This is a genomic window from Aeromonas sp. ANP5 (genome assembly GCF_963870295.1).
GTDB classification, from domain to species: Bacteria; Pseudomonadota; Gammaproteobacteria; order Enterobacterales; family Aeromonadaceae; genus Aeromonas; species Aeromonas veronii.
Map to the genome: position 1 here is coordinate 111,164 of NZ_CAWMRY010000005.1, position 20,453 is coordinate 131,616.

At 59.6% G+C, this 20,453-nt stretch carries 18 protein-coding genes and 1 riboswitch; of the genes, 7 read left to right on the top strand and 11 right to left on the bottom strand.

The features are described 5' to 3' along the window. Positions 1–15: 15 nt before the first annotated feature. The 4 genes from napA to moaA form a co-directional block, all read right to left on the bottom strand. Positions 16–2,505, bottom strand: a complete 2,490-nt coding sequence (napA, locus tag AACT07_RS04900; protein ID WP_069526773.1) for a nitrate reductase catalytic subunit NapA — start codon at positions 2,503–2,505, stop codon at positions 16–18. Positions 2,506–2,606: 101 nt separating this feature from the next. Further along, positions 2,607–2,861, bottom strand: a complete 255-nt coding sequence (locus tag AACT07_RS04905) for a chaperone NapD (RefSeq protein WP_031227438.1) — start codon at positions 2,859–2,861, stop codon at positions 2,607–2,609. Positions 2,862–2,890: 29 nt separating this feature from the next. Further along, positions 2,891–3,433, bottom strand: coding sequence for a ferredoxin-type protein NapF (napF, locus tag AACT07_RS04910; protein WP_069526774.1), 543 nt, complete (start codon positions 3,431–3,433; stop codon positions 2,891–2,893). Between the two features lie 239 nt (positions 3,434–3,672). Continuing rightward, positions 3,673–4,668 carry a GTP 3',8-cyclase MoaA gene (gene moaA, locus AACT07_RS04915; RefSeq protein WP_069526775.1) on the bottom strand — a complete coding sequence of 332 codons (996 nt, stop codon included), beginning with the start codon at positions 4,666–4,668 and terminating at the stop codon, positions 3,673–3,675. After that, positions 4,656–4,796, bottom strand: a riboswitch (molybdenum cofactor riboswitch). It overlaps the preceding gene by 13 nt. Before the next feature lie 78 nt (positions 4,797–4,874). On the opposite strand from moaA, the gene narQ reads away from it, so the two are divergent. The 3 genes from narQ to AACT07_RS04930 all read left to right on the top strand — a co-directional run bounded on the left by narQ (position 4,875) and on the right by AACT07_RS04930 (position 7,904). After that, complete coding sequence (gene narQ / locus AACT07_RS04920) at positions 4,875–6,587, top strand: nitrate/nitrite two-component system sensor histidine kinase NarQ (protein WP_005334468.1); 1,713 nt, start codon at positions 4,875–4,877, stop codon at positions 6,585–6,587. After that, positions 6,587–7,225 carry a two-component system response regulator NarL gene (narL, locus tag AACT07_RS04925; RefSeq protein ID WP_005334471.1) on the top strand — a complete coding sequence of 213 codons (639 nt, stop codon included), beginning with the start codon at positions 6,587–6,589 and terminating at the stop codon, positions 7,223–7,225. The genes narQ and narL overlap by 1 nt, the downstream gene beginning before the upstream one ends. A 103-nt stretch (positions 7,226–7,328) precedes the next feature. Next, on the top strand, positions 7,329–7,904 hold the full coding sequence (locus tag AACT07_RS04930) for an LON peptidase substrate-binding domain-containing protein (RefSeq protein ID WP_005334473.1): 576 nt from the start codon (positions 7,329–7,331) through the stop codon (positions 7,902–7,904). A gap of 248 nt (positions 7,905–8,152) precedes the next feature. Here the strand turns inward: AACT07_RS04930 and AACT07_RS04935 are convergent, their stop codons facing one another. Beyond that, positions 8,153–10,249, bottom strand: coding sequence for a hybrid sensor histidine kinase/response regulator (locus AACT07_RS04935; RefSeq protein ID WP_069526776.1), 2,097 nt, complete (start codon positions 10,247–10,249; stop codon positions 8,153–8,155). 31 nt (positions 10,250–10,280) lie between these two features. Next, positions 10,281–11,465 carry an FIST signal transduction protein gene (locus AACT07_RS04940; RefSeq protein ID WP_069526777.1) on the bottom strand — a complete coding sequence of 395 codons (1,185 nt, stop codon included), beginning with the start codon at positions 11,463–11,465 and terminating at the stop codon, positions 10,281–10,283. A 113-nt stretch (positions 11,466–11,578) separates the two neighbouring features. Between AACT07_RS04940 and AACT07_RS04945 the strand changes: the two genes are divergently transcribed. Beyond that, positions 11,579–12,493 carry a gluconeogenesis factor YvcK family protein gene (locus AACT07_RS04945; RefSeq protein WP_047438497.1) on the top strand — a complete coding sequence of 305 codons (915 nt, stop codon included), beginning with the start codon at positions 11,579–11,581 and terminating at the stop codon, positions 12,491–12,493. A gap of 39 nt (positions 12,494–12,532) precedes the next feature. Here the strand turns inward: AACT07_RS04945 and AACT07_RS04950 are convergent, their stop codons facing one another. The 3 genes from AACT07_RS04950 to lpcA form a co-directional block, all read right to left on the bottom strand. Further along, complete coding sequence (locus AACT07_RS04950) at positions 12,533–12,868, bottom strand: Hpt domain-containing protein (RefSeq protein ID WP_005353511.1); 336 nt, start codon at positions 12,866–12,868, stop codon at positions 12,533–12,535. 291 nt (positions 12,869–13,159) lie between these two features. After that, on the bottom strand, positions 13,160–13,969 hold the full coding sequence (locus tag AACT07_RS04955; protein WP_005353514.1) for a class II glutamine amidotransferase: 810 nt from the start codon (positions 13,967–13,969) through the stop codon (positions 13,160–13,162). A 164-nt stretch (positions 13,970–14,133) separates the two neighbouring features. Continuing rightward, on the bottom strand, positions 14,134–14,712 hold the full coding sequence (gene lpcA / locus AACT07_RS04960) for a D-sedoheptulose 7-phosphate isomerase (RefSeq protein ID WP_005334485.1): 579 nt from the start codon (positions 14,710–14,712) through the stop codon (positions 14,134–14,136). A gap of 255 nt (positions 14,713–14,967) precedes the next feature. Between lpcA and fadE the strand changes: the two genes are divergently transcribed. Together fadE and AACT07_RS04970 are read left to right on the top strand one after the other, a co-directional pair. Then, positions 14,968–17,424 (top strand): acyl-CoA dehydrogenase FadE, encoded by a 2,457-nt coding sequence (fadE, locus tag AACT07_RS04965; protein ID WP_042054645.1) that lies wholly within the window; start codon positions 14,968–14,970, stop codon positions 17,422–17,424. Positions 17,425–17,603: 179 nt separating this feature from the next. Continuing rightward, a complete protein-coding gene (locus AACT07_RS04970; protein WP_069526778.1) occupies positions 17,604–18,878 on the top strand; it encodes an amidohydrolase in 1,275 nt (424 codons plus the stop codon). Between the two features lie 80 nt (positions 18,879–18,958). Here AACT07_RS04970 and AACT07_RS04975 read toward each other — a convergent pair whose 3' ends face one another. Together AACT07_RS04975 and AACT07_RS04980 are read right to left on the bottom strand one after the other, a co-directional pair. Continuing rightward, positions 18,959–19,306 (bottom strand): RnfH family protein, encoded by a 348-nt coding sequence (locus AACT07_RS04975; protein WP_042054648.1) that lies wholly within the window; start codon positions 19,304–19,306, stop codon positions 18,959–18,961. Continuing rightward, positions 19,299–19,733, bottom strand: a complete 435-nt coding sequence (locus AACT07_RS04980; protein ID WP_005334496.1) for an SRPBCC family protein — start codon at positions 19,731–19,733, stop codon at positions 19,299–19,301. Before AACT07_RS04980 ends, AACT07_RS04975 begins: the two co-directional genes overlap by 8 nt. A gap of 169 nt (positions 19,734–19,902) precedes the next feature. Between AACT07_RS04980 and smpB the strand changes: the two genes are divergently transcribed. Next, positions 19,903–20,391, top strand: coding sequence for an SsrA-binding protein SmpB (gene smpB / locus AACT07_RS04985; RefSeq protein ID WP_005334498.1), 489 nt, complete (start codon positions 19,903–19,905; stop codon positions 20,389–20,391). Positions 20,392–20,453 lie beyond the last annotated feature (62 nt).

Consider the following 20,453-nt stretch of genomic DNA (forward strand, 5'->3'; position numbering starts at 1 on the left):
TCGCGTTCCCCCGCCTCAGGCCTTCATCACCTTGACGGCGCACTTCTTGTAATCGGTCTCTTTCGAGAGCGGATCGGTGGCGTCCAGGGTCAGCTTGTTGACCAGCTGGCTCGCATCAAAGAAGGGCATGAAGACCAGTCCTTTCGGCGGACGGTTGCGACCACGGGTCTCGACCCGGGTCTTCACCTCGCCACGGCGGGAGGAGACGATCACCTCTTCACCACGGCGCACGCCGCGAGCCTTGGCATCGTCCGGGTGCATGAACAGCACCGCATCCGGGAAGGCGCGATAGAGCTCGGGCACCCGACGGGTCATGGTGCCGGTATGCCAGTGTTCCAGTACGCGACCGGTGGAGAGCCACAGGTCGTACTCTTTATCGGGCGACTCGGCGGCGGGCTCGAACGGCAGGGCGAAGATGACCGCCTTGCCGTCTGGTTTGCCGTAGAAACGCACCCCTTCGCCCGCTTTCACATAAGGGTCGAACCCTTCGCGATAGCGCCACAGGGTCTCTTTGCCATCTACCACAGGCCAGCGCAGACCACGGGCTTCGTGGTACTGATCGAACGGCGCCAGATCGTGACCGTGGCCACGACCGAAGGTGGCGTACTCCTCGAACAAGCCCTTCTGGACGTAGAACCCGAAGTGTTCGGCTTCGTCGTTCAGCATCCCCTTGCTCTGCTCTTTCGGGAACTGGTTGACCTGACCGTTGGCATAGAGCACGTCGAACAGGGTTTTGCCCTTCACTTCCGGCATCTTGGCAATCAGCTCAGCCGGCCACACTTCCTCAACCTTGAAGCGCTTGGAGAACTCCATCAGCTGCCACAAGTCGGACTTGGCCCCTTCCGGCGCTTTCACCTGCTGGTGCCAGAACTGGGTGCGGCGCTCGGCGTTGCCGTAGGCCCCCTCTTTCTCCACCCACATGGCGGTAGGCAGAATGAGGTCAGCGGCCTGGGCAGTGACGGTCGGGTACGGGTCAGAGACCACGATGAAGTTGCGCGGATCGCGATAGCCAGGCAGGCGATCGGTATTCATGTTGGGGCCAGCCTGCATGTTGTTGTTGCACATCACCCAGTAGGCGTTGAGCTTGCCATCTTTGAGCATGCGATCCTGCAGCACGGCGTGGAAACCCACCTTGTCGGGAATGGTCCCTTCTGGCAGTTTCCAGATCTTCTCGGCAATGGCGCGGTGCTTGGGCTCGGTCACCACCATGTCGGCGGGCAGACGGTGGGCAAAGGTACCCACTTCACGCGCGGTGCCACAGGCAGAGGGCTGGCCGGTCAGTGAGAAAGGACCATTACCCGGCTCGGAGATCTTGCCGGTCAGCAGGTGGATGTTGTAGCAGAGGTTGTTGGCCCAGACGCCACGGGTATGCTGGTTGAAACCCATGGTCCAGTAGGAGACCACCTTCTTGCTCGGGTCAGCATAGAGCTTGGCCAGCTTTTCCAGCTTCTCTTTGGAGACGCCGGAGAGCTTGGAGACCGACTCCACATCGTAATCCGCCACGAACTTGGCAAACTCCTCGAAGGTCATCGGAGTGGCATCGCCGCTGTCCGGGTTCTTCGCTTTCTGCTGCAGCGGATCGGTCGGGCGCAGGCCGTAACCGATGTCGGTGGCCCCCTTCTTGAACACGGTGTGCTTGTTGACGAAGTCCCAGTTCACCTTGTCATTCTGGATGATGTAGTTGGCGACATAGTTGAGGATCGCCAGATCGGTCTGCGGGGTGAACACCATGCCGTTGTCCGCCAGCTCGAAGCTGCGGTGCTCGAAGGTCGAGAGCACGTGCACCTGCACATCCGGGTTGGAGAGACGGCGATCGGACATCCGCGACCAGAGGATGGGGTGCATCTCGGCCATGTTGGAGCCCCACAGCACGAATGCATCGGCCTGCTCGATATCGTCGTAGCAACCCATCGGTTCGTCCATACCGAAGGTACGCATGAAGCCAACGACCGCAGAGGCCATGCAGTGACGAGCGTTGGGGTCAATGTTGTTGGAGCGGAAACCGGCCTTCATCAGCTTGGCGGCGGCATAGCCTTCCCAGACGGTCCACTGGCCGGAGCCGAACATGCCGACGGCGGTCGGCCCCTTCTCTTTCAGGGTCGCCTTGAACTTCTCGGCCATGATGTCGAACGCCTGATCCCAGCTGATGGGGGCAAAGTCGCCATCCTTGTCGAACTGGCCGTTCTTCATCCGCAGCATCGGCTGGGTCAGGCGATCCTGGCCGTACATGATCTTGGAGAGGAAGTAGCCCTTGATGCAGTTGAGGCCACGGTTGACCGGTGCATCGGGGTCGCCCTGAGTCGCCACGACCCGCCCATCCTGAGAGCCCACCAGCACGGAGCAGCCGGTACCGCAGAAGCGGCAGGGAGCCTTATCCCAATGGATGGCCGTCTTGTCGGTACTGGTGATGAGATTGGCTGCCAGCGTGGGGGCACTGACACCGGCCACGGCAGCGGCAGCTGCCACCGCGTTGGCCTTCATAAAGTCGCGTCGACTCAGCTTCATGGCATATCCTCACATTGCTTATCGCGTAATAGTTGTCGAATCTGTCGAACGGGAGCCAGCCATCAGCGGCAGAGGGCATGCCCGGCATCCCATCACTCTTTTCAGTGACCGCCCAGTTCATCGAACTGGTGGTAAATCAGGGCGGCAGAGAGCACACCCGGCATCGCCTGTATCGCATCAATGGCCGCCATGATCGGCCGCTGGCTCGGACCTTCCAGGGTCACGACCAGCTTGCCCTCGTCACTGACGGCGTGGATCTCGGCCCCTTCAAGGGCGCCAATCTGCTCGGCGAGCTGATGGCGCAAAGGGGGCTGGGTCAGCACCACCAGACTCGATACATGGAACTCCTGATCCATTGTGGTTTCTGTGTCACACGGCTTCTGACTCATTCTGACTCCTGCTTGAGGGGGGGCTGACTCGCACCACCGGATGGGGCGGCTCGCCCGTCGACCTTGATGCTGCCAACTGGACAATCCTGCATACAGGCGCCGCAGCCATTACAGCGATCCGGCTCGACCGTCGGGGTGGGCACACGCCCCAGCACCGGAATAAAACGAATGGCATTGGGCTCACAGCTGTCCTGACAGCGCTGGCAGAACACCTGACCATTGGCCAGACAGTTGGCCTCGATATGGGCCTTGTAGTGCCAGGGGGACTCGCTGGTCGGGCGAAACACAGGCGCCTTGCAGACCGTGACGCACTCGGTGCAGAAGGTGCATTCGCCACGCTGGAAATCAACCACCGGAAAACCGCCCTCGCCATTCACCAGGATCTGCTCCGGACAGGCCGCCAGACACTCCCCGCAGCGGGTGCAGTCGGCGACAAATGCCGACCAGTTGACTGACCAGGGCAACTGCACCGGCGGTTCGGCGGTTTTCAGCCGCCCCCGGAACAGGCCGCGGCGGGCAAGATCGATCTCATCCGGCATGTTGACTCCTGTTCTGGTGAAAAAGGGGACAGTACGAGTCCATGATTGGCATTCTTGATACCAATTATAAGAGTGGGTGTATATTGCGGCCCTGACAAGGTAAGGGATATACCACCAGGGAGATAAACAGGGGGGATTCTTGCGCCAGATCAAAGCCTTGCAGCGCAATAAAAATGGAGGTATCGGTTAAAATACCTCCATGTGAGGATTGCTATTTAATCGTTGGCGATTTTTTGCGTTTATCCACCGATCGAGGCGAGATGAGGAGTGATGCCGGCATTGCCTTCATGAAGCCGATGGGTGGCACTCTTGCCCGCCAGTGCCGCGCGAATGCGCTGTTGCAGCTCATCGGATTGCCCATCTGCGCCGAGCAGATCCCGCAAGTCGAAGCCGTTGTCGCCAAACAGGCACAGATGCAGCTTCCCCTGCGAGGAGACCCGCAGCCGGTTGCAACCGGCACAGAAATCCTTGCTATAGGGCATGATGAGCCCCACCCCACCTTGCGAATCGGGGTGCATAAAGACCTGCGCCGGACCATCATCCGTGCCCCGTAACTGCTGCACCCAACCGCTCTCCAGCAAGCGCTGTTTGATCTGTTCGCCGCTGACATGGTGGTCACGAAACAGCGTATCCATCTCGCCGGTCTGCATCAGCTCGATAAAGCGCAGCTCGATAGGCTTGTGCCTGATCCAGCCCAGAAAGGCATCGAGCTGGTAGTCGTTGAGCCCCTTGAGCAGCACCGCATTGATCTTCACCGATTTGAAACCGGCGGCCAGTGCTGCTTCGATCCCCTCCATCACCTCGGCCAGCTTGTTCTCACCGGTGATCTGGTGAAACTGGCGCGGGTCGAGACTGTCGACACTGACATTCAGCGCGTTGAGTCCGGCATCAAACCACTCCTGAGCCCGCTCCTTGAGGCGATAGCCGTTGGTGGTCATGGCGACCTTCTCGATGCCCGGGGTGGTGGCAATCACCTTGACGATCTCGGTGAAATCGCGGCGCAGGGAGGGCTCGCCCCCCGTGATGCGCACCTTGCGGGTGCCCATGGCGGCAAAACCGCTGACCACGCGGCGGATCTCGTCAATCGAGAGAAAGGGTTGACGCCCCGCTTTGTGACCTTCCGGGGGGCGATAGCCGTCAGGCAAGCAATAGGTGCAACGGAAGTTGCACACATCAGTCACTGACAGACGCAAATAGTAAAAACGACGGGAAAAACCATCTTCAAGTGGCAACATAAACACCTTTCCAAATACGGGAGGCCAGGGCATTTCTTTCCTGACCCTTACAGCTCGAACGTCGGCTGACGGCTGGTTTCCCCCTATCGCTAGGACTTAGGCAAAACCGCTCGGAGTTCATCTAGTTTTTCGATGCTAACACAAGTTGGAGTACACTCCCACGCATCTTGCGGGGTCCTTATCACTATTCAGAGGTGCGCATCAGTATGGGAAAACGGTTCAGGGTCCATTCGGTCAGCAGTGCCATCGGCCGCGCCATGGTGTTGATCCTCTTCATGGCCAGCCTGATCGCGCTGGTCGCCATGGTCACCCTCTTCTACTCGGTACCCGATGCCAAGGCGATCAACCTCTCCGGTTCGCTGCGGATGCAGGCCTACCGGATGGCCTACGAAATCGAGCGGGGCGACAGCGTGCTGGGGCGCCTCTCCCAGTTTGAAGAGACCCTGCACGCCGAAGAGCTGCAGGAGACCCAGCGCTGGATCACTCCTGCCTCCCTGCGTCGCACCTATGGCGAGGTGCTCGGCCAGTGGCAGGTGATGCGCCAGCACATCGAGGATCGTACCCCCAGACGGTACACCGATAACACCGAGCAGTTTGTGGCGGCCATCGACAATTTCGTCAATCAGATGCAGTACCACGTGGAATTCAAGGTGAGGATGCTGGCACTGGCGGAGGGGCTCGGCCTGCTTGCCATTATTACAATCGCCTGGTTCACGGTGCGCTTCACCCGCCAGCAGGTGGTCGCTCCCCTCAACCAGCTGGTCTACTGCGCCCGCCAGATCCAGCGGCAGGATTTCGATCTTAAGCTGCCCGCCCACGGCGAAAACGAGCTGGGGGAGCTGTCGCGCGCCTTCGTCACCATGGCCGACGAGCTGGGCAAGCTCTATCGGGAACTGGAAAACAAGGTGGAAGAGAAAACCGCCAAGCTGCAACAGGCCAACGACACACTCTCATTTCTCTACTCGACCGCCCAGAAGCTGCACGCTGCCCCGCTCAGCACCCGTACCCTCATCAAATTGCTGGACCGCGCCGCCGCCCACCAGCATATCGACCATATCCGGCTGACCCGCTTCGAACACAACGCCATGCCGGTCTACATCTCGGGGCGCACCGGCTGGCCCGGCGATCTCGATGCGGTCGCCAGCTTTTATCTGCAGATGGATGAGCAGGAGTTTGGTCGCCTCGACATCATCAGCCAACACCCCATCGATGAGCGGTTGATTAAAAACTTCACCATGCTGCTGGCTCAAGTGCTGCACAAAGACCAGACCCTGCTGCAGCAGCAGCGCCTTCTGCTGATGGAGGAGCGGGCGGTGATCGCCCGCGAGCTGCACGACTCGCTGGCGCAGGCCCTCTCCTATCTCAAGATCCAGTCCACCCTGCTCAAGCGCTCTTACGCCAAGGGGCAACATGACAAGGCGCAGGAGGCGATGCAGCAGATCGACGAGGGGCTTAGCAATGCCTATACCCAGTTGCGCGAACTGCTCGGTACCTTCCGTCTCACCATTGGCGATGCCAATCTGGGGGAAGCGATCCGCGTCATGCTTGATCAACTGCAACCTCAGACCCAGGCCGAAATCCGGTTCCATTACGGACTGGCCGACAACGACCTGGAGGCGGGCCAGCATATCCACATTTTGCAGCTGATCCGTGAGGCAGTGCTCAATGCCATCAAACATGCCAATGCGCAAGTGATTGATGTTAGCTGTGAGACCCTCGCAAGTGGTAACATTGAGGTTCAGATTTCAGATGACGGTGTCGGGATCGGACTCGCCAGCTCGGCGATCAACCATTACGGGTTGAGCATCATGAACGAGCGCGCCAGCAAACTGCACGGTCTGCTGACCATCAACGAGCAGCAACCACAAGGCACCTGCGTGCATCTGACCTTTCCCACCAGTCTAGCGAGAGACGCCTGATGGACGAGATGAAATACACAGTTCTGGTCGTAGATGACCATCCCCTCATGCGCAAAGGGATTGTGCAGTTGCTGGCTCTGGAAGAGAACATGGAGGTGACCGGTGAAGCCTCCAACGGCACAGATGCCGTGGCGCTGGCCAAAGAGTCCGAGCCGGACCTGATCCTGCTCGACCTCAATATGAAGGGGCTCTCCGGCCTCGATACCCTCAAGGCGCTGCGGGCCGAAGAGATCACCTCCCGGGTGGTGATCCTCACCGTCTCCGATGCCCGTCAGGATGTGGTAGCCCTGCTCAAGGCGGGTGCTGATGGCTACCTGCTCAAAGATACCGAGCCAGATCTGCTGCTGGCCCAGCTGGCCGACGTGATGACCGGCAAGCAGATCCTGAGCGAACCGCTGCGCCCCTATCTCGAAAACATCTACGAGCTGGATCACCTGCAGCAGAAGCTGGAAAGCTTAACGCGTCGCGAAATGCAAATTCTGCGCGAAATTGCAAAAGGCCTCTCCAACAAACAGGTCGCCTCGGTACTCCATATCTCCGAGGGAACGGTCAAGGTTCACGTGAAGAGCCTGCTGAAGAAACTCGAGGCGCAAAGCCGCGTGGAAGCGGCTGTCATGTATCTGGAGCAGCGCAACTAAGCGCCCTCAACCGCCCGAAAAGCCACCCTCCGGTGGCTTTTTTCATTCTCTGGCACAGTCGCTGCATTGTCATATTCAGCAACTACTCAATGGAGGATGGAACATGAAACTACAACCTTTGGCACTGTTCCCCTTGCCTTCCCACATACTGCCGGGCGGCAAGCTTCCTCTGCGTCTGTTCGAGCCACGCCACCTGCAGATGCTCAAGGAGTCATTCATCAACGATCAGGGCTTTGGCATCGTGATGGAAGAGTCGACCACCTCGGGACAATCCGGCCGCATTCTGCCGGTGGGCACCCGGGTCAAGGTGACAGACTTCTACACCCTCAATGATGGCCTGCTGGGTGTGACGGTGCTGGGACTGGAGCGCTTCTGTATCCACGAGATGGAAACAGACGAGATGGGCCTGCGCCGAGCCAAGGTGGAGATGCTGCCCAACTGGCCGAGCACCCACTCAGATTTCAACGACAAGCTGCTGGTCAATCGCCTGCGGGAAGTGTTCGAGCAGTATCCGGAGCTTGATGAGCTCTATCCGGACAAGCGCTTTGAAGATGCCGCCTGGCTCTGCCAACGCTGGCTCGAGATATTGCCGATGCCGATTTACGAAAAGCAGATGCTGATTGCCAAACAAAACAGCGAAGCGGCCCGTAAATTTCTGCATCGCCTGATTTCACAATGACAAAAACAGCGTTGCAAAATGCAATTATTCCAACAATGAAAATGTGAAATTCGCATTTTGCGAGTAAGTAGGAACGCAAAACGCCATAACAAGAGAGAGCCGCTGCGCTAAACGGCCAAAATTGAACACAAAAGAGTCTAAAAAAGTTGGCACAGATTTTTCATATAGATTTGTACAACCCGATTTATCCCGTGCTCTCTTCAGTATTTGCTGAAGAACTGGTCAACCCACAAAGTTGACCATTTTTTTTATCCGCGCGTCGGCAGCCGCTGACCAAAGTGACGCTGCAAACACTCTCTCAGCCGTGACAAGGTGATGGGCTTGGCGAGAAAGTCATCCATCCCCTGCGCCAGACAGCACGCCTTGTCCTCCGCCATCGCATTGGCCGTCAGGGCGACGATAGGCATGGTGCATCCCAACTCACGCAACCGGCGAGTAGCTTCCAGTCCGTCCATCAGGGGCATCCGCATATCCATCAGGATCAGATCCGGGAGCTGCTCATCCACCTGTGCCAGCGCCTCCAGACCATTGGCTGCCAGCCGTACCTTGCCCACCAGTTTTTGCAGCATCAGCGACACCACCAACTGGTTCACCGGGCTGTCCTCCACCACCAGCACATCCAGGGGCAGCAGTGCCGAAGCCCCCTCCTCCCGCTGCGGCTGGCTATGACAAGGCAGCGCCATGCCGGGCAGTTCGAACCAAAAACAGCTTCCCTTGCCCGGCTCGCTCTTCAGGTGGATTTCTCCCCCCATAAGCGACACCAGACGCTTGCTGATGGCAAGACCGAGGCCGGTACCGGAAAAACGCCGGGTGGCCGAGTTGTCGACCTGGGAGAAGGGTTCAAACAGCAGCGCCTGATCCGCATCGGCGATCCCGATCCCGGTGTCGGAGACCGAGATCAGCAACTTCTCATCCTGCCAACCCAGGTGCAGTGTCACCTGCCCCTGCTCGGTAAATTTGAGGGCGTTGTCCAGCAGATTGCCCATCACCTGCGACAGACGCATCGGGTCCCCCTGCAACTCCCGGGGGACGGAGTCATCGACCCGATAAACCAGCGCGATCCCCTTGGCGGCGGCACGGGTTTGCAGCGGCTCGACCAGGGATTGGCAAAGCTGGACGGGCTGCAGGGTCTCGCAGTGAAACACCAGGGTTTGCGACTCGATTTTCGAAAAATCGAGCACGTCGTCGATGATGGTTTGCAGCAATCTGGCCGAGTGGGTGGCATGGCGCAGCAGGCTCTGTTGCTCCGGCGCCAGCTCGGCATGCTGCACCAGATCGAGCATCCCCAACACCGCATTCATGGGCGAGCGGATCTCGTGGGTCATCATGGCCAGAAACTGGGACTTGGCACGGTTGGCCGCTTCGGCCTCATCCCGTGCCCGCGCCAGCTCCTCTTCCCTACGGATCTGGTTGCTGATATCCCGGGCAGTGCCGCGATAACCGATAAACAGACCATCATGGTCAAAGCAGGGCTCGGCGCTCACCTCCATCCAGCAGGGGCCGTGTTGCAGCGCGACCTGCATCCTCACCCCTCGCACCGGCCGGCGCAGCGCCAAAAGCTGCAGGTATTTCTGGGCATCGCAGCTCTGCTTGTTGCAGACGTAGTCATAGAGGGTCGGCCGGGTCGCCTGCGGGGTCATCTCATCCAGATAACCCGGCTCTGAGGCATAACTGAGGCGATGCTCGGCATCTGTCTCCCAGAACCAGTCAGAGGCCATGGCGGCGAAGCTGCGAAAACGGCGTTCGCTGGCCTGCAGCGCCTCGGTTTTTACCGCGACCTGCTCCTGCAAGCGGGCCCGATAGGTGATGTTGACCAGCGCCTGGGCGATAAGCGGACGGCAACGCTCCATGGCGGCCTTGCTGGTGAGATCGAAGGTGCCCGCCCGAGCGTGGCGGCAGATGAGGGTGGCGGTAAAACCGGGGGCCTGCAGCCCGGTCAGCATCACGCTGGCCCAGCCCGGCTCGCTCGCCAGCGGCGCAAGCTCAGGCAGCTGGGCGGGATCGTAAATCACCAGGGTTTCACCCGAGATGGCGCGGGCAAATGCCGGGGTCATGCGCCAACTGCGGGCTGATAGCATTGGCTCGGTACTAAGGTGGGTACTTCCCTGCTCCCCTTCCCAGGCCACCACATCGGCGTGCTCAAAGCCGATAAAGGGTTTGAGCACCTGGATAAGGCTCTCCAGCACCTGCTCCAGCGTCTTGGCATCGGCGAGGGTGGCAACGCCCCCCAGCAGGGTCTGGGACTCGTGACGATACTTGGCCTCGCGCTCGCGGCAACGCATAAGGTCGACCAGCGTGGTCTGCAATTTGTCGCCGAGGGCTTCCAGTTCACTGTTGCCAATCATCTTGTTGCCTGCTCTGTTATGTTCTGCCGACTCAACGGGTCAGGAAAATCACGCTCGATACCATCAGGTTGCCGTGGGCCAGCTCGCCATTGGGCAGCCGCCCCTGCTCGCCGAAGGTAAAGGGGGTGATAAAGGGGATCTTGCCGAGGCGAGCCTGGCTCTGCTCGACAAATTGGCACAACATATCACCTAGCGCCAAACGGCAACCAGCACAAAAGATGATGAGAGCGCCGATAGGCTGCAATTCCACATCGACCCCATACCCTGGCTCGACGCGCATGGCATTGAGGCTGCGCTGCAGCAACCCCTCCTGACTGCTGTACATCAACAGCAGACGCTCCCCTTGCACCACATCGGTAAAGAGCCGCAGCCCGCCCTGTTCGGTCACAGCTTCAGGATGGGAGAGTTTGTAGTAAGGAATGCCATCCAGCGCTCCCACCTGACGAGCCAGCGGGGTGAGCGTGGTCTCCCGCAAAATAGCCCCCACCGGCCAGGGCTGCTCGCGACCGCACCAGCGGGCATAGACCTCGGCAGCAGGCTGGTGATCGATGGTGAGTATCTCCCGCCCGTTGCAGGCTGTGATCTCGCCACTGAATTCGGCAGGCACATAACCGGAGTGAAACTGAAAAGCCAGCTGGCAATCGGGATAGAGCACCGCCAGACCGATGCCATCCTGACTCACCGCCTCATCCCAGCAGAGCTGCCAGTCACCGCTGACACTGCTATCTGCCGCGGATCCACCGACCACCGGCACCGAGGCACCGAGTTCGGCCTCGATACCGGCCAGCAGCCCCTCTTCCTTGCCGGGACTGGCATGAAACAGGATCAACTGGGGCAGCTCGCCCGGCCGACCACAGTCGCTCATGGCTCGGCGCAGCAACTGCCGCACATCCACCCCGTCACCGCTGGCACCGGCTACCCCGAAGGCCCCTTTCTCATCGTACAGAGCAGCAACGGCCAGCCCATATCCGTCTCGGGCGTGGTGTCCCATCTCGGTCATGACACCACCGCAAGAGCTACACCCCAGCAGACGGGTCGTCGGGAACTGGCATTTGAGCGCGTCGCGCAGTATCGCCCCCTCATGGGCTTGGGTAAAATAGAGTAACAGCAGGGAGGGGACCTGATCGGCATGGTGGCGCAGCTGCGCGCAGATATCTTGGGCCGCCAGCGATGAATTCTGGGCGAGGGAGTGAACGGTCAGAAATTTCAACACCATCTCCTTGTTTTATCGAATGGCAGCCTCAAGCAAAAATCATACCTTTATCAAACAATTATCTCGCTTCGCTTGCTAACATAGCGGTCAACTGAGACCAATGACAGGACGCCCATATGTGGCAAAAAAACATCAATGACTTCGATCGGGTCGTTGCCATCGGTGGTGGCCACGGCATGGGACGAGTGCTTTCGTCCCTCTCGTTTCTCGGTCAACGGCTCACCGGCATCGTCGCCACCACAGATGATGGTGGCTCGACCGGACGCCTGCGCAAGAGTCAGGAGTGCATCGCCTGGGGCGATCTGCGCAACTGCCTGAACCAGCTGGTGACCGATCCCAGCATCGGCAGCCTGTTGTTCGAGTACCGCTTTGCCGGCAAAGGCGAGCTGGCGGGCCACAACCTTGGCAACCTTATGCTGCTGGCGCTCGATAATCTCTGTGTCCGTCCTCTTGATGCTATCAAGCTGATCAGTGACATGCTCAAAATCGAGTCACAATTGCTACCCATGTCTGAATTTCCCACCGATCTCTGCGCCCATATGGAGTGTGGCACCCAGATCCTGGGAGAGGTATCCATCGATCAACTGGCAACCCCTCCCCTCTCCCTCGGCCTGATGCCGGAGGTGCAAGCGACCCGGGAAGCGGTGCTGGCATTGCAACAGGCGGACATGATCATTCTGGGGCCGGGCAGTTTCCTCACCTCCATCATGCCGCCATTGCTGCTGGCCGAGATCGCCCAGGCCATCAACGAGAGCAGCGCCATGCTGGTTTTCGTCTGCAATCTGGTGGCGGAAAACGGCCCTGCCAGTCAGCTGGATCTGATGAGTCAATGTCGCTGGCTGGAATCCCGGGTCGGTCAGGGTCGGCTGGATGCCATCCTGGCCCCACAAGGCGCGGGTGATGCGGGGGACTGGCAAGGGCGAGTGATCGAAGCCGAGCTGGGCGAGCTTGAGCTGCCCCATCGGCACGATCGGTTGAAGCTGAAACTGGCGCTGGACCGGATCATCCAGCAACTGCTCAACCAGCGTTAGGCAACGGTCACGGCGCCACGGCATCCCTGCATGGCGCCGTTACTGATAATCGGCAAGAAACGCGAGCACCTGGGGCAAGGAGGCCTCCAGCAGTTGCAATTGGCGCTCTGCCTCGGCCACATCGGCCTGCTTGCTGGCCATCTCCAGCGCCATCACCTGCTGATAGCTCGGCATGGCGCCATAGCTGCCACAGGATGATTTCATGCTGTGCGCCACCCGAGCCAGCGCCTCCCACTCCCCCTGCTCATAGAGGGGCCTGAGCTGACTCAGCTGCTCGCCCACCTCTTCAATAAAGACTGCGATGACCACGGGCAGCATATCCGGACCGATATCCTCTGCCAACTGCTGCAACACCTTGCGATCCACCCACTCCATGCGAGGCTCCTCCAAAACGGTATTCAAACAGACCATACTATAGATAGTTTTCGATGTCGTGGCTCACGACCAGGCTGTGATGAAGCACCCGATTGGATGGCTCAGGGAATAAAGTGGCAAAAAATGTGATCAGTATCGAAATAGCGATGCTGAAACGCCCGTCAATACAACAACTTGATTGCCACAAATTAACAATTGATCAACACTAAATGCCATCAGAGTGATGATGCTCAGCAACACCTCTCATCCCTTTTGCCTTTTATGGCTGCTGCGAAGAACCAGGGTAGGTATCTACCCTGGTATTTTTTTATCTTGCTCAAGCGCGACCTGGTTGGTCGCCACCCGCTCCCCCATGCGAAACAGATTGAATTCACCGGGCGCCATTTTGACCCAATTCTCATTGCCGGTCAGCGGACGGGTGGTGATCAGGGTGACTACATCGTTGGGGGTGGTCTCCCTTTGAAAGTCGATCACCACCTCCTCATCCAGCAGGCTCGCCTCGCCAAAGGGCGCACAGCGAGTCAGCCAGTGCAGGTTGTTGCTGCAGTAGCTCATCACATACTCCCCGTCCGAGAGCAGCATGTTGAACACCCCGAATGCTCTGAGCTCGTCACACAGGGTGGCGAGATAGCGAAACATGGCGGGAAAGTTGGCAGGACGCTTGGGATATTTTTGCTCCAGCCGATCGAGCAGCCAGCAGAAGGCGTGCTCGCTGTCGGTATCCCCTACCGGACGGTGGCGACCAGTTGGCAGCTTCTTGTAACCGGTGAGCTGACCGTTGTGAGCGAAGGTCCAGTAACGGCCCCACAGCTCACGGGTAAAGGGGTGGGTATTTTCCAGCGACACACAGCCACGGTTGGCTTGCCGAATGTGGCTGACTACGGCGCAGCTCTTGATGGGCAGCGCCTGTACCAGTCTGGCGATGGGAGATTGGGCGCTGGGCTCGGGATCCTTGAAGGTGCGAAAGCCCTTCCCCTCGTAGAAGGTGATCCCCCAGCCATCCTTGTGGGGCCCGGTCTTGCCGCCGCGCAGCATCAACCCGGTAAAGCTGAAGCAGATATCGGTCGGCACATTGGCACTCATGCCGAGCAGTTCGCACATATCCGGCAGACTCCTTTCATGATTTGGCTTGTGTCATGTTCGACCAGCATGCTGGTTCGACAGACAACAGGGGAAGGCGCAATCCCTTCCCCTGTAACTGGCAACAACCGATCGATGGCGAACCATGCAACCGGTGATGCCCTTGTCTGGTAGTGACAGCCTGATTACTTGGCCATCTCTTTTTCGACCAGCTGGATCAGGATGTGGATCACCTTGATGTGCACTTCCTGAATACGGTCGGCATAGCCAAAGTGCGGAACCCGGATCTCGACATCCGCCAGACCTGCCATCTTGCCGCCATCCTTGCCAGTCAGGGCGATCACTTTCATCCCTTTGGCGCGGGCCGCCTCAATGGCTTTCAGGATATTGCCGGAGTTGCCGCTGGTGGAGATGCCAAGCAGCACGTCGCCACGGCGGCCGACCGCTTCTACGTAGCGGGAGAAGACATAGTCATAGCCAAAGTCGTTGGAGACGCAGGAGAGGTGGCTCGGATCGGAGATGGCGATACCGGCATAACCCGGGCGGTTCTCGCGGTAACGACCGGTCAGCTCTTCGGCGAAGTGCATGGCGTCACAGTGGGAGCCACCGTTGCCACAGGAGAGCACCTTGCCCTCTTCTTTGAAAGAGTCGGCCAGCAGTTTGGCGGCCGCTTCGATGTTTTTCAGGTTCTGCTCATCAGCCAGGAAGGCCTGCAGCACGCTGGCAGCTTCGGTCAGTTCATTGCGGATCAATTCTTGGTACATGATGTCTCTTCCACTGTTTTTAGTGTGCGTGTAGATCGCGGCTATTCTCGCACAAGCGAATCGCACAGTCGCCCCCCTGCGAGCCACAGCGATGGCGGCGCGTGAGCGTTATGGGGATCACAGAGAGAAGGTAATGAAGATGTAAACAGCTTGATAACTTTGTGCGTATGAATTACAACAGGGGCCATATCCAACAGGTCAGACCTCTGGATCAGTTACGCCACGTTGGCAACCTAACCACGCAAGGAGCAAGCAATGACGACGACCCTCACTCTGCTCGGGGTGATCCTGGTTATCGGAGCCCTGGCCTATCGCCGGGCATCCCTGTTCATCTCCACCCTGGTCACCGGCGCTGCCCTGGTGCTTGGCGCCATCTATGGTCATGTGCCCTTGCTGGTATGGGCGCTGTTCGCGGTGATCGCCATCCCGCTCAATCTGGTGGAATTTCGCCGCAATCAAATAACCAAGCCGCTGTTCAAGATCTACAAATCGATCATGCCGGAGATGTCCCGCACCGAAAAAGAGGCGATTGAAGCGGGCACCACCTGGTGGGAAGCCGATCTGTTCGCGGGCAACCCGGACTGGAAAAAGCTGCACGCCATCCCGGTCAGTACCCTCTCTGCCGAAGAGCAGGCCTTTATGGATGGTCCGGTCGAGGAAGTGTGCCGCATGGTGAGCGACTGGGAAGTGACCCACGAGCGCGCGGACCTCTCCCCCGAGGTGTGGCAATACCTGAAGGACAACAAGTTCTTCGCCATGATCATCAAGAAGAAATATGGCGGTCTGGAGTTCTCGGCCTACGCCCAGTCCTGCGTCCTGCAAAAACTGTGCGGCGCCAGCGCCGTGCTCGCCTCCACCGTCGGCGTGCCCAACTCACTGGGCCCGGGCGAACTGCTGCAGCACTATGGCACTGACGAGCAGAAAGATTACTACCTGCCCCGCCTGGCGGTAGGCAAAGAGATCCCCTGCTTCGCCCTGACCAGCCCGGAAGCGGGTTCTGACGCCGGCTCCATCCCCGACTTCGGTATCGTCTGCAAGGGCGAGTGGGAAGGCAAAGAGGTGCTCGGTATGCGCCTCACCTGGAACAAGCGCTACATCACGCTCGCCCCTATCGCCACCGTCTTGGGTCTGGCCTTCAAACTGCGTGATCCGGAACACCTGCTGGGCGAAGAGGAAGAGCTCGGGATCACCTGCGCGCTGATCCCCACTCACATCAAGGGTGTCGGCATTGGCCGTCGCCACTTTCCGCTCAACGTGCCGTTCCAGAACGGTCCGACCCAGGGCAAGGATGTGTTCGTCCCGCTCGATTTCATCATCGGTGGCCCGGCCATGGCTGGTCAGGGCTGGCGCATGCTGGTCGAGTGCCTGTCGGTCGGTCGCGGCATAACATTGCCCTCCAACAGCACAGGTGGCGTCAAGATGCTGGCCCTGGCGAGCGGCGCCTACAGCCGCATCCGTCGCCAGTTCAAGCTGCCCATCGGCAAGATGGAAGGGATTGAAGAGCCGCTGGCCCGCATCGGCGGCAACGCCTACATCATGGGTGCCGCAGCCAACCTGACCGTGACCGGTATCGACCTTGGCGAGAAGCCCTCGGTCATCTCCGCCATCGTCAAATACCACCTCACCGACCGTGCCCAGAAGTGCATCATCGATGCCATGGACATCCACGGCGGCAAGGCCATCTGCATGGGCCCCAACAACTATCTGGCCCGTGGCTATCAGGGTGCCCCCATCGCCGTTACGGTGGAAGGGGCCAACATCCTGACTCGCAGCATGATCATCTACGGTCAGGGCGCTATCCGTTGCCACCCGTATGTACTGCCGGAGATGCTGGCCGCCAGCCACCCCGACAAGGAGCAGGCGCTGAAGGATTTCGACAAGGCGGTGTTCAGCCACGTCGGCTTTGCCATCAGCAACCTGGTACGCAGCTTCTGGCTCGGTATCACAGGCGCCCGCTTTGCCGCGGCCCCTTACAAGGATCAGACCAAGGGCTACTACCAGCAGCTCTCCCGCCTCTCGGCCAACCTGGCGTTCCTGTCAGACATGGCGATGGGTACTCTGGGTGGCGAGCTCAAGCGCAAGGAGCGGGTCTCCGCCCGTCTTGGCGACGTGCTGAGCCAGCTCTATCTGGCCTCCAGCGCCCTCAAGCGCTATCAGGACGAGGGACGCCAGCAGGCCGACCTGCCGCTGCTGCACTGGGCACTGCAAGATGCCATGTTCAAGGCACAAGAGGCAATCGACGAGCTGCTGCGCAACTTCCCGAACCGCTGGATTGGCCTTGCCCTGCGCGCCGTGGTATTGCCGCTGGGTCGTGACCTGAACCGTCCGTGCGACAAGCTGGACCAGCAAGTGGCCCGTCTGCTGCAAACCCCGAGCGAAACTCGCAGCCGCCTGGCCAAGGGCCAATACCTGACTCGCGAAGAGGGCAACCCCTTCGGTCTGCTGGAGCAGGCGCTCGATGACGTGCTGGCCGCCGAGCCGCTGTTCGAGAAAGTCTGCAAGAGCGATGGTATCAAGCGCCCCTTCATGGCACTGGACAAGGTGGCCGACATCGGCTTGGCCGCTGGCGTACTGACCCAGAGCGAAGCCGAGCTGCTACGCCGCGCCGAGGTAAGTCGCCTGCGCACCATCAACGTCGATGATTTTGACCCCATCGATCTGGTGGCCAACAAGAAGCTGTTTGAAGCCTCCGCTTACCATCACGCGGCCTGATAACCAGCTATCGACAACGCCTCCCTTGTGGAGGCGTTTTTTATGGGCGCTCACCACTATTCTCAGCCCTCACAGGCACCACTCGCACTCACAGCTCCCCCGACCAGCTGCTGGCCCCGTGTGGTCAGCCGGGAAAAAAGGCACAATAGCCGACAAATCGAATCACCAAGGAAGCCAAGATGACCCTTGAGCACCTGATCCTGTGGCGCCGCGACCTGCACCGCCTGCCGGAAGCCGCCTGGAAAGAGTTTCGCACCACCAGCCTGATTGCCCACCACCTGAGCGAGCTCGGTTATCGCATTGTGCTCGGCGACAAGCTGCTGGCCAGCAATCTGATGATGGGCCGTGATGTGGATGTGACGGCCGAGAAGGCTCGCGCCCGTCGTCAGGGAGCCCATCCCGACTGGCTGGAGCGGATTGGCGATGTCACTGGCCTGATGGGAGAGCTGAATACCGGTCGTCCCGGTCCGACCCTGGCCTTTCGCTTCGATATCGATGCGGTGGAGGTGGAAGAGTCCGACGCCGAACAGCACCAACCGCAGCAAGAGGGTTTTGCCTCCCACAACAAGGGGTGGATGCACGCCTGCGCTCACGATGGCCACACCGCCATCGGCATGGGGCTGGCCAGCAGCCTGATGGCGATGAAGGAGCAGCTGTGCGGTCGTATCAAGCTCTTCTTCCAGCCCGCCGAAGAGGGGTGCCGCGGTGGCAAGGCGCTGGCGGCCGGTGGCGCACTCGATGACGTGGATGCCCTGCTCTCGCTCCATATCGGTATTCACGCTGGCAGCGGCGAGCTGGTGATCAATCCCACCGAATTTCTCTGCTCCACCAAGTTCGACGTCCACTTTATGGGCACCGCCGCCCACGCAGGGCTCGAACCCAACGCTGGCAGCAATGCGCTGGCAGCCGCCTGCATGGCCACCACCGCCATGCTCGGCATTCCCCGCCACCGAGACGGCATGACCCGCATCAACGTCGGCCAGCTTCACGCTGGCAGCGGCCGCAACGTCATCCCCGATCATGCCGAGCTGCGCGGTGAAACCCGCGGCGCCGATAGCACGCTCAACGACTACATGTTCAGTCAGGTACAGCGCATCGTCGAAGGTACCGCCCTCGCCCACGGTGTCACCTACCGCATCATCAAGCAGGGTGAGGCCATTGCGCTCGACAACAGCCCGGCGCTGCAGGCCGAGCTGGCGGCGCTGGCCCGCAAGCAAGGGCTTGCCACCATCCAGACTCGCCGCTTTGGCGCCAGCGAAGATGCCGGTTTTCTGATGGAGCGGGTGCAAAAGCAGGGGGGCGAAGCGGCTTACCTGATCCTGGGGGCCGATCTGGCTGCGCCGCACCATCACAACGAATTCGATTTCGATGAGCGGGTGATGCAAAGCGGGGTCGAGCTACTGGCCGCCTGGGCCCGCGCCCGGCTGGGTGTGATAGAAGCAGCCCTCTCTTGATATCCCTTCGGCCAGCTCACCGGCTAACGGGATCAAAAAAGGCGCCTCGGCGCCTTTTTTCTGCAAGAAAAACCTGAGCACTACTCGCGGAGCTTGCGATGTACATCGGGGCGACCACCGGTCACGCTATCGGCTCGCCCCTCCTCTTTGGCCTTCTCGGCCCGCTTTTTGCGCATCTCGCGGGGATCGGCGATGAGCGGGCGGTAGATCTCGATACGATCCCCGTCGTGCAGCGGTTCGCTCCCTTTCACCGGTCGGCTGTAGATGCCGAACTTGTTGACCGCCAGATCGATCTCGGGGTGCTTTTGCACGATGCCGGACTGCTCGATGGCCGCCAGCACGCAAGTCTCGGGCGCCACCCGCAGGGCAATCACCGTCTGCTGCTGCGGCAAGGCATAGACAACCTCGATATTGAGCTGGTCAGACACCGTAGACCTCCTTCGCCCGGTTGGAGAAGGCGGAGACCATGGAGCTCACCAGATCACGGAATACCTGACCAAAGGCCACCTCGATAAGCTTGGAGGTAAACTCGAAATCGAGATCAAACTCCACCTTGCAGGCGTCGACATCGAGCGGGGTAAAGGTCCACCAGCCCGCCAGCTTGCGGAACGGGCCATCCACCAGCTCCATCCTGATCTGACGGTTCACATCCAGCTGATTGCGGGTGGTAAAGGTCTTGGCAATCCCCGCCTTGGCCACATCGACCGACGCCATCATGTAGTCATCGCCAGCCTCGTGGACACGGCTACCAACACAGCCGGGCAAAAACTGCGGATAGGCATCCACATCGTTAACCAACTTGAACATCTGTTCTGCACTGAACATCACCAGGGCACTACGCGTAATTCGGGGCATGGCTTTTCCTCATCCAATCGCCGCGATTTTATCACCATGTTTGGGGTTGTGGAGGTAAAACCTCAGCCAAACCGCTCAGAAAGCCACCACTTGACCTGCTGCGCGTTTTACAGCCGTCCCTGCCTACGTATAATACGAGCCTCCTAGTCATTGCCGGAAATCGCCCGTCATGAGCAAAAAAAACAGTAAAAACAAAGCCGGGTCCAGCACCATTGCACTCAACAGAACCGCGCGCCACGAATACTTCATCGAAGAGAAGATCGAAGCGGGTCTGTCCCTGCAAGGGTGGGAAGTCAAATCCCTGCGGGCGGGCAAGGCCAACATCAGCGAAGCCTATGTCATCTTCCGCGATGGCGAGGCCTATCTGTTCGGCTCCAGCTTCCTGCCACTGCAAGCGGCCTCCAGCCATGTGGTATGTGACCCGACCCGCACCCGCAAACTGCTGCTGAGCCGTCGTGAACTCGACAAGCTCGAAAGCCTGATAGCCCGTCAAGGCTACACCATAGTTCCCCTCGCCCTCTACTGGAAACAGTGCTGGGTCAAAGTCGAGATCGGCCTGGTGAAGGGCAAGAAAGAGCACGACAAGCGCGAAGATACCAAGGCCCGCGAGTGGGATCGGGAGAAAGCCCGCATCATGAAGAACAAGCATCGCGGCTAACCCGCTACTGGCAGGATCTAGGCGCCAGTTCACCTTCCCCCAGCGCAGCTGGCTCTTCAAGC